Genomic DNA, 9,660 nt, shown 5'->3' with positions numbered 1-9,660 from the left:
GCCTCCGTGCCGCGTGCTTCCGCGCTCTCTCAGACCGCCCGGTTACGGCGCCGGGCCGCGAGTTCGTCCCCGGCGGCCTCGCTCCCGCGCACCAGCGTCTCCCCCTCGTCGACCCGCTCGCCGTGCAGTTGCGCGAGCGAGGCCTCCACGTCGCGCTGCACGACGCCGACGGCGATGCCGAAGATGCCCTGGCCGCCCTGGAGGAGTTCCACGACCTCCTCGGAGGAGGTGCACTCGTAGACCGTCGCGCCGTCGCTCATGAGCGTCATCCCCTCCAGGTCCCCGGGGTCGCGGTGGCGCAGGTGCCCCACGGTGCCGCGGATGTTCTGGAGGGCGACCCCGGTGTCGAGGAAGCGCCGCACGATCTTGAGGACCACGATGTCGTGGAGGCTGTAGAGCCGCTGGGTCCCCGAGCCCTGCGCGGCGCGCACGCTCGGCTCCACGAGCCCGGTGCGCGCCCAGTAGTCGAGCTGGCGGTAGGTGATGCCCGCCGCCACGCACGCCGTCGGCCCCCGGTATCCCACCGCCGGCGCGGGAACGACCGGGTGCGGCCCCGGAGCACCCCCGCGCAGCGGCAGGGGAGCCTCGCCGTTCGGGCGTCGCCCGGGAACGCCCCCCACCCTGCTGTCGCCGCTGCTTCTCACGCCGACCTCCGTCCTCGACCTGGCACATGACGGTAGGCAGTGACCCGGGGTGCGTCAACGATCGCCACGCTGGGTACGCCGGGTGATATTCCCCCTGAGAGTGGTTTGCCACGCACTGATCGAGGGTAGGGCTTGCCGGTTGTCCGTTCGCTCCCCGGTTCCCGGGCGGGAACCGGGGAGCGAACGGGCCTCACTGGCTGTTGGTCCCGAAGTCCTCGGGAGAGATCTGGTCGAGGAACTCGCGGAACTTCTCCACCTCGTCCTCCTGCTCGTCGGGGATGGCGATCCCCGCGCTGTCGAGCAGTTCCTCCGCGCCGTAGATCGGCGAGCCGGTGCGCAGCGCGAGCGCTATGGCGTCGGAGGGACGAGCGCTGACCTCGATACCGCTGGCGAAGACGAGGTCCGCGTGGAAGATGCCGTCCTTGAGGGCGGTGATGCGGACCTCGGTGAGTTCCTGGCCGACGGCTTCGAGCACGTTCTTGAAGAGGTCGTGCGTCAGCGGCCTGGCAGGGGTCATCCCCTGCTGGGCGAAGGCGATGGCCGTCGCCTCGCCGGCACCGATCCAGATGGGAAGGTACCGGTCGCCTCCCACTTCTCGCAGGAGCACGATCGGCTGGTTGGAGGGCATTTCGACCCGGACACCTACGACGTCGAGCTCGTTCACACACCAACCCTAGGTCGTCCCCGGCCGGTTTGGGTAGTCGGGGGCGTACGAGCAGGGGCGCACAGGGCCGAAGGGCCCAGCCGCAGGGTCGGCCGGGCAGGCGCGCGGAACGGCACGGACCAGGCCCGCGCCCACCGGAGCCGGCCCGGCGGCACCCGGGGCCGGCGTCAGGACCGCACGTCGAGTGCCAGCTCGACCAGCGCGCCGTGCAGCGCGGTCGCCAGATCGGCCAGTTCGCGGGTGCGTTCCTCGGCCTGCGCCCGCGTCTGCGGGTTGCGGTGGCGGACGAGCGGGGCGACGACCTGCTCCACGAGGCCCGCCTCGCGGTCGGCGGCGGCCTTCGTCGCCCGCAGGTGCCTCGGCTCGATGCCGTGCCGTCCCAGTTCGGAGACGAGCCGGGCAACTCGCACGAGCCGGGCGTCGTAGTGCCCGTCGGGGAGCGGGGTGACGAGCCCGTACGACTCCCAGGCGGTCAGTTCGGTCTCCTCGACGCCCGCCGCGGCGAGCAGCTCGGCCCGCCCGAGACGGCTGAGGGTCACCTCGTCACGCGGCGGCGGGCCGCTCTGCCGCCCGACGAGCGGCCCGGCCGGGCGCTCCCCGCGCTCGACGGCGTCCAGGTACTCGCGGATCGCCTTGAGCGGCAGGTAGTGATCGCGTTGCATCCGCAGGACGTGGCCCAGACGCTCCACGTCCCGCGGGGTGAACTTCCGGTACCCGGAGGGGGTCCGCTGGGGCTCGATGAGCCCCTCGGACTCCAGGAAGCGGATCTTGGAGATGGTGACCTCGGGGAACTCCTCGCGCAGGATGTTCAGCACGGCGCCGATACTCACCGGGCGTGTCCGCTCGGCCGCGCCGTTGACCGGCCGCGTCCGCTCGGCGGCGGTGCCGTCAAGGCCGGCACCGCCCCTCGCTCTGTCCACCATGGCCCCTGCTCTCGCGGGTCAGAGTGCCTGCTGGCTCGCGTAGAACACCAGCCGGTACTTGCCGATCTGCACCTCGTCACCGTTGGCGAGCACGACCGAGTCGATGCGCTCACGGTTGACGTAGGTGCCGTTGAGACTGCCGACGTCGGCGACGGTGAAGGTGCCGTCGGCCTGCCGCCGGAACTCCACGTGCCGCCGGGAGACGGTCACGTCGTCCAGGAAGATGTCGCTCTGCGGGTGACGGCCGGCCGTGGTCAGCTCCCCGTCGAGCAGGAAGCGGCTGCCCGAGTTGGGGCCGCGCCGCACGATCAGGAGCGCCGAGCCGAGCGGCAGAGCGTCCACGGCCGCCTGCGCCTCCGGGGAGAGCGCGGGCAGCGCCGTCTGTCCGGTGGCCTCGGGGTCGTACGCCTCAAGACCCGAGATGGAGATGGTGGACGTGGTCTCCGAGGCACGCTCGGGCACCGCGCCCGCACGGAGCGGAGCCCCGCAGTTGGAGCAGAAACGGCCGGTCTGTGGGTTCTGATGACCGCACCTGCCACACACCAGAAAGCCCATGGACGAGTCCTCCTGACCCTGCTGTCCCGCGGAAGCGTTCGGCGCGTACGAGTCGCGGGCGAACCCTCCACCCGTACTTGAGGTTGACGGTTCCCCGAAACCTATGCGGGCCGCGGTGGCCGGGTCAACAGCCGACGCGCCCTGTCCACCCTGCGTACCACTGGCCGGACCAGCGACTTCGTCGCGGAACAGCGGGCGCTCCCCCTCCTCGCCGGGACGGGCGCGGTGCCGCGCGGCGGCACCGTCCTCGCGCTTGTTCCTGCCGAACAACTTCGAAAAAAAACTCACGGGCGATTCCCCTTGACCGAAACAGACCCGCCCGTGGGGCAGGACGAACCCTCATTGCTCTCACTGACTGTCCGGGACATCTCCACGAGGCCCACGACCACCGGACAGTTTCCCCTACGCGCGGGTCTGACGAGGCGTCGACCCCCCGCTTCCTCCTGCCCTCGTGCGGCAGCCGTCATGCGCGCCGCCTCACCGCGAGGACGACTGAGCGTAATCGGGCGTCTTCGCGGGCCGCAAGGCGTCCACGACGATCTTCTTCTCCTCCTGCACCACGACGGCGGCCTGCTCCTTCTCCAGAGTCTGCACGACTCCGCCCGGGATGCTGAGCGCGGGCGTGAGGTCCTGCGACGTGCCGATGACCTTGAACCGGAACGGCGCCGAGACCTTCTGCCCGTCGATGCGCACGCTCTTGCCGTCATCGGTCAGATACGTGCCCGCGACGACACGGACGTCACCGATCTGAATGGCTTCGGCCCCGGCCGCGCGCAGCTCCTGGATGGTGTCGAGGAGCATGTCCGCCTTGACGCGGTGCTGCGGGTCCTCGACGGTCACGGTGATCCCGGGACCCTGCGCCGCCACCGTGCCGGCCAGGATGCCGAGCTGGCGTTCCTTCTCCACGGTCTGTTTCCGTGCCTCCTCCGCCTGGTTTGAGCTGTTCTCCAGCTCGGTGCGCTGGCTCTCCAGACTCTGCTTCTCGTCTTCCAGACGCTGAGTCCGGTCGTCCAGTTCATCGAGGATACGGACAAGATCTTCCTGTCGTGCCCCGCGCAGCGCGCTGCTGTCGTTGTGCGAGCGCACCTGGATGGCGAGACCGAGGCCCAGGACGAAGAGGAGCAGCGCGACGATCAGCTGGGCGCGGGTCACGCGCGGCGGCCACAGGCCCTTGGCGAGCCGCTGACGGCCCGTCAGCCCGGAGCCGGTGGCCCCGGGCGTCCGCGGCGGCTCCGGCTGTGCCGGGGCCCGCCTCTCCTCTTCTTTCCCGGGCCGGGCCGGGGGCTGTTCCTCGGGAAGCTCTCCGGGTCGTTCCCCGGGGGTGCGGGGGGTGCGTCCCGCGCGTTCCTCGGGCAGTGCGCCTGGCCGCTCGTCGGGCGTTTCGCTCATGGTGCGCTCACGCCCTGAACACGTGACGGCGGATCGCCGCCGCGTTGGAGAAGATGCGGATGCCGAGGACGACGACGACTCCCGTGGACAGCTGCGCGCCGACGCCGAGCTTGTCGCCGAGGAAGACGATGAGCGCGGCGACGACGACGTTGGAGAGGAAGGAGACGACGAAGACCTTGTCGTCGAAGATGCCGTCGAGCATCGCGCGGAGTCCGCCGAAGACGGCGTCGAGCGCCGCGACGACGGCGATGGGCAGATAAGGCTCTACGACGGCGGGCACCTCGGGGCGGACGAAGAGTCCCACCACCACCCCCACGACGAGGCCCAGTACGGCGATCACGATGTGCCCTTCCCTGCTGGATTCGCTGTCTTCGACTGCGTCTTCGGCTGTTCTCCGGGCCCCTGCTCCGCCGGTGACCCCGCGCCCGTCTCCGGTCGCGCGGACCGCACGCGCACGGCGGTAGCGGCGGGGACCCGCAGGGAGTCCTCGGCGGAGAGCTTCACCCGGATGTCGTAGTCCTCGTGCAGGCGGTTCAGGTACGCGCCGTCCACGCTGCGCTGGAACCGCTGTTTGAGCCGGGCCCCGTCGCCGAGGGCGAGGACGGTGTACGGCGGCGCGAGCGGCTTGTTGTCCACGAGGACGGCCTCCCCCGCCGCCCGGATCGCGGAGAGCGCGGTGAGGCGCTGCCCGTTGACCGCGACGGCCTCGGCGCCCGACTCCCACAGGCCGTTGACGACCCGTTGCAGGTCGCGGTCCCTGACCCGGCCGATGTCGGAGAAGTCGGTGGTCTGCCGGGGGCCGTCGCCGGTACTGCTCTGCGCGGAGGCGGCGTCATCCACGACGAGGCGGACGCCGGGCCCCTGGGCCGCGCTCGCCCCGGAGAGGAGGCCGAGCAAGCGGACGCGGTCCGTGCCGTTGTCCTTGAGCGCCGCGTCCTGGCGTCTGCCGACCTCGTCGCGCAGGGACTCGACGTGTTTCTCCAGGCGGTCGGCGGAGTCGCTCTCGTCATTGATGCGGTCGATGAGCTCCTCGCGTTCCTTGGCGAGGACCGGCGCGCTCTCCCGCGCCTGCGAGGCGCCGACCGTCACGACGAGGGCGGCGAGGACGAGACCGAGGCCGAGGAGCAGCCTGCCGCGCAGCGTGCGCGGCAGCCCTGCGGCACCTCCAGCGGCCCGTTTCCGGGCGGCGGCCTCGGCGTACCCGTCGTCCAGGCTGTGGTCCATGACGTTCGTCAGCAGCGACATGGAGGCGTCCGGGCGCCGGGAGGGGGCGCCGCCTCGGTTGGGGGGCTGCTGCGACATGCCGCACATCGTCGCATGTCGGGGGCCGTTCCTCCGAATGGCCCCACCGGCGATGCGCCCGGGTGTCCTCTTTCACCCGCACGAGTGAGTCCGTGCCCGTCCAGCGGGGTTCTTCACGAGGTGTCAGGACGTGCGCGCGGGTTCCCGGCGCGGAAGGCGGCGGAGGCCGTCCGGGTCCCGGTGCGTGGTGCGTCCGGGCCGGAACGGCCTCCGCCGGGGCTCAGTGCCCCGCGCTGTCCATGACGTCAGTGCCCCGCGCTGTCCACGACGCTCGCCCACTCGTCGAGCAGGGCCTGCGCGGACTCGTCGTCGGGGCCCTCGGCCCACAGGTGGGTGACCGCCTCGGCCGGGTCGGGCAGGACCATGACCCAGCGTCCGTCCGATTCCACGACCCGGACGCCGTCGGTCACGTCGACGGACCGGCCCGCCGCGGCCTCCACCACGGTCCGCATGACGAGGCCCTTGACTGCCCACGGCGTGGCCAGATCGCGCTTGATGACGTGGGCGCGCGGGATGCGCGCGTCGATCTGGCTGAGCGTGAGCTGGGTGCGGGCGACGAGCCCGATGAGCCGGACGAAGGCGGCGGTGCCGTCGAAGACGCTGCTGAACTCCGGGATGACGAAGCCGCCGCGGCCGTCCCCGCCGAAGATGGTGCCGTCCTCGCGCCCGACGCGGGTGAGGTCGTCGGGCGAGGTCATCGTCCACTCGACCTGCGTGCCGTGGTAGGCGGCGACCTGCTCGGCGATACGGGTCGTTGTCACCGGCAGCGCGACGCGTCCGCTGCGCCGCTCGGCGGCGACGAGGTCGAGCATGACGAGCAGGGCCCGGTCGTCCTCGACGATGCGCCCCTTCTCGTCCACGAGCGACAGCCGCTCCCCCACGGGGTCGAAGCGCACCCCGAAGGCCGCTCCGGCGGAGGCGACGATCTCGCCGAGCCGGACCAAGCCGGAGCGCCGGGTGTCGGCGGTCTCGGTGGGCCGGGACTCGTCCAGGCCGGGGTTGATGGTGAGCGAGTCGACGCCGAGCTTGCCGAGCAGGCTGGGCAGCACGAGGCCGGCGCTCCCGTTGGAGGCGTCCACGACGACCTTGAGCCCGGATTCGCTGATGCCGCTGGTGTCGATGTTGCGCAGCAGCGAGCCGGTGTAGGAGTCGAAGACGCTGGACGGGAAGTGCAGGTCGCCGATCTCCCCGGGGAAGGCCCTGCGGTACTCCTGGCGGGCGTAGACGCGGTCGAGCTTGCGCTGGCTGGCCTGGGAGAGGTCGGCCCCGTTCCCGTCGAAGAACATGATGTCGACGGAGTCGGGCACCCCGGGCGTGGTGCGGATCATGAGGCCGCCCGCGCTGCCGCGCGCGGTCTGCTGGCGGGCGACGGGCAGCGGTACGTTCTCCAGGTCGCGTACGTCGATGGCGCTGGCCTGGAGCGCGGAGATGACGGCCCGCTTGAGGGCGCGGGCGCCGCGGGAGTGGTCGCGCGCGGTGGTGACCGTGGAGCCCTTCTTGAGGGTCGTGGCGTAGGCACCGGCGAGGCGGACGGCGAGTTCGGGGGTGATCTCGACGTTGAGGATGCCGGAGACACCGCGGGCTCCGAAGAGGTGCGCCTGGCCGCGCGACTCCCAGATGACGGAGTTGTTGACGAAGGCGCCGGCCTCGATGGTCTTGAACGGGTAGACCCGCACGTTGCCCTGGATGATCGATTCCTCGCCGACGAGGCACTCGTCGCCGATGACGGCGCCGTCCTCGATGCGGGCCGCGCGCATGATGTCGGTGTTCTTGCCGATGACGCAGCCGCGCAGGTTGCTGTGCTCGCCGATGTAGACGTTGTCGTGGAGGACGGCCTTGTGGAGGAAGGCGCCGCTCTTGACGACGACGTTGGAGCCCACGACGGTGTGCTCGCGCAGCTCGGCGCCGGCCTCGACCTTGGCGTAGTCGCCGATGTAGAGGGGTCCGCGCAGCACGGCGTCGGGGTGGACGTCGGCTCCTTCGGCCACCCAGACGCCGGGGGAGATCTCGAAGCCGTCGAGTTCGACGTCGACCTTGCCGTCGAGCACGTCGGCCTGGGCCTTGACGTAGCTCTCGTGCGTGCCGACGTCCTCCCAGTAGCCCTCGGCGATGTAACCGTAGACGGGCTTGCCTTCCTTCATGAGCTGGGGGAAGACGTCACCGGACCAGTCGACGGAGGTGTCGGCCTCGACGTAGTCGAAGACCTCGGGCTCCATGACGTAGATACCGGTGTTCACCGTGTCCGAGAAGACCTGGCCCCAGGTCGGCTTCTCCAGGAAGCGCTCGACCTTTCCTTCGTCATCGACAATGGTGATGCCGAATTCCAGCGGATTGGGGACCCTGGTGAGGCAGACCGTGACGAGAGCACCTTTTTCCTTGTGGAAATTGATGAGGTCGGTCAGGTCGAAGTCGGTGAGCGCGTCGCCGGAGATGACGAGAAACGCGTCGTCCTTGAGGGCTTCCTCGGCGTTCTTCACACTCCCCGCCGTGCCGAGGGGCTTCTCCTCGTTGGCGTAACTCAGCTCCATACCGAGTTCTTCGCCGTCGCCGAAGTAGTTCTTGACCAGGGAGGCCAGGAACTGCACGGTGACGACTGTCTCGGTGAGGCCATGCCGCTTGAGCAGCCGCAGCACGTGCTCCATGATCGGCCGGTTGGCGACCGGGAGCAGTGGTTTGGGCATACTTGAGGTCATGGGGCGAAGCCGGGTACCTTCACCACCGGCCATCACAACGGCCTTCATAGCGGGAGTGTCCTCCTCGAAGAGACAGATCGAATACCGAACGGGCCGCCCCTCACGGAGAACGGCTTAGCCGGCCGTGGCCGCCGCCTTGATGACCCGGCGGACCTGCACCACGTACAAGATTCCTGCCCACCAATACAGAGTTGTACCCCACCCTGCGAACGCCCATCCGAAAATCGACGCCAGCGTGGCGAGCCAGCCGCTTCCGTCACTGAGCAGGAGCAGCGGGAAGGCGTACATCAGGTTGAACGTAGCCGCCTTGCCGAGAAAGTTCACCTGGGGCGGCGGGAATCCGTGCCTGCGCAGGATGAGCACCATCACGCCGAGAAGCAGCTCGCGTGCGAGGAGTACACAGGTGACCCAGAGCGGCAGAATCTCACGCCACGTGAGACCGACCAGGGTGGACAGGATGTAGAGCCGGTCGGCCGCGGGATCGAGTACCCGGCCGAGGCTGCTGATCTGATTCCACCGCCGGGCGAGTTTCCCGTCGAGGTAGTCACTGATCCCGCTGAGCGCGAGTACGAGGAGTGCCCAGCCGTCGCTCTGCGGCCCCCCGAACTCGGGGCGAAGAATCAGCCACAGAAACAGCGGGACGCCGACAAGCCTCGCCGCGCTGAGGATGTTGGGAATGGTGAGTACCCGATCCGTCTGGACCGCGGTCTCCTGGACCTCCACCCGGGGGCCTCCTGAGGGGAACCGTCTACAGTGCAGCCCGACTTTACCGGGTGGTCCGAGAACCACCACGTCAGGGGTCCGGCTCAGGGGGGCTGACTCAGGGAGTCGGCCGGAGTGGTCGGCCCAGTGGTCGGCCCGGGGATGGGCTCACGAGTTGGGGCGACCCGGGGCAGAGTGACGGGTACCCCTGTGAACGCGGGGGAGCCCCGCACCAGTACTGGTGCGGGGCTCCCCCGTATAAGAATTGTTCGGCGGCGTCCTACTCTCCCACAAGGTCCCCCTTGCAGTACCATCGGCGCTACGCAGCTTAGCTTCCGGGTTCGGAATGTAACCGGGCGTTTCCCACGCGCTATGACCACCGAAACACTATAAAACCCGACCACCCCGCCACACCGTAATAACGGGGGCAGTGTGTGATCATTCGTGGTTTCAGAACCAACACAGTGGACGCGAGCAACTGAGGACAAGCCCTCGGCCTATTAGTACCGGTCAACTCCACCCCTCACAGGGCTTCCATATCCGGCCTATCAACCCAGTCGTCTACTGGGAGCCTTACCCTCTCAAAGGAGGTGGGAACACTCATCTCGAAGCAGGCTTCCCGCTTAGATGCTTTCAGCGGTTATCCCTCCCGAACGTAGCCAACCAGCCATGCCCTTGGCAGAACAACTGGCACACCAGAGGTTCGTCCGTCCCGGTCCTCTCGTACTAGGGACAGCCCTTCTCAATATTCCTACGCGCACAGCGGATAGGGACCGAACTGTCTCACG

9 protein-coding genes and 2 rRNA genes (1 of these 11 only partly in view) are annotated in these 9,660 nt (G+C 69.5%); all 11 read right to left on the bottom strand.

The genetic code is table 11. The features are described 5' to 3' along the window. Window positions 1-29 precede the first annotated feature (29 nt). Complete coding sequence (locus SSBG_RS26720) at window positions 30-644, bottom strand: MerR family transcriptional regulator (protein WP_008749174.1); 615 nt, start codon at window positions 642-644, stop codon at window positions 30-32. A 190-nt stretch (window positions 645-834) separates the two neighbouring features. Continuing rightward, on the bottom strand, window positions 835-1,308 hold the full coding sequence (locus SSBG_RS26715) for a bifunctional nuclease family protein (RefSeq protein WP_008749173.1): 474 nt from the start codon (window positions 1,306-1,308) through the stop codon (window positions 835-837). Between the two features lie 167 nt (window positions 1,309-1,475). Next, complete coding sequence (locus tag SSBG_RS26710) at window positions 1,476-2,231, bottom strand: MerR family transcriptional regulator (RefSeq protein WP_234010653.1); 756 nt, start codon at window positions 2,229-2,231, stop codon at window positions 1,476-1,478. 18 nt (window positions 2,232-2,249) lie between these two features. Further along, on the bottom strand, window positions 2,250-3,074 hold the full coding sequence (locus SSBG_RS26705; protein ID WP_008749171.1) for an FHA domain-containing protein: 825 nt from the start codon (window positions 3,072-3,074) through the stop codon (window positions 2,250-2,252). Window positions 3,075-3,263: 189 nt separating this feature from the next. Further along, entirely contained in the window at window positions 3,264-4,175 is a 912-nt protein-coding gene (locus tag SSBG_RS26700) for a DUF881 domain-containing protein (protein ID WP_037870717.1), read from the bottom strand. Window positions 4,176-4,182: 7 nt separating this feature from the next. Beyond that, window positions 4,183-4,515 carry a small basic family protein gene (locus tag SSBG_RS26695; RefSeq protein WP_008749169.1) on the bottom strand — a complete coding sequence of 111 codons (333 nt, stop codon included), beginning with the start codon at window positions 4,513-4,515 and terminating at the stop codon, window positions 4,183-4,185. Continuing rightward, a complete protein-coding gene (locus SSBG_RS26690; RefSeq protein WP_037870716.1) occupies window positions 4,512-5,477 on the bottom strand; it encodes a DUF881 domain-containing protein in 966 nt (321 codons plus the stop codon). The genes SSBG_RS26695 and SSBG_RS26690 overlap by 4 nt, the downstream gene beginning before the upstream one ends. A gap of 245 nt (window positions 5,478-5,722) precedes the next feature. Continuing rightward, entirely contained in the window at window positions 5,723-8,218 is a 2,496-nt protein-coding gene (locus SSBG_RS26685) for a mannose-1-phosphate guanyltransferase (protein ID WP_008749167.1), read from the bottom strand. A gap of 66 nt (window positions 8,219-8,284) precedes the next feature. After that, entirely contained in the window at window positions 8,285-8,893 is a 609-nt protein-coding gene (locus tag SSBG_RS26680) for a CDP-alcohol phosphatidyltransferase family protein (protein ID WP_037870715.1), read from the bottom strand. Window positions 8,894-9,139: 246 nt separating this feature from the next. After that, window positions 9,140-9,256 (bottom strand): 5S ribosomal RNA (rrf, locus tag SSBG_RS26675). 96 nt (window positions 9,257-9,352) lie between these two features. Further along, a 23S ribosomal RNA gene (locus SSBG_RS26670) occupies window positions 9,353-9,660 on the bottom strand; it runs 2,735 nt beyond the window's last position.

Source organism: Streptomyces sp. SPB074 (genome assembly GCF_000154905.1).
Lineage (GTDB): Bacteria > Actinomycetota > Actinomycetes > Streptomycetales > Streptomycetaceae > Streptomyces.
Note: the sequence above shows the minus strand (reverse complement) of the source record. Positions and strands in the feature narration are given on the sequence as shown.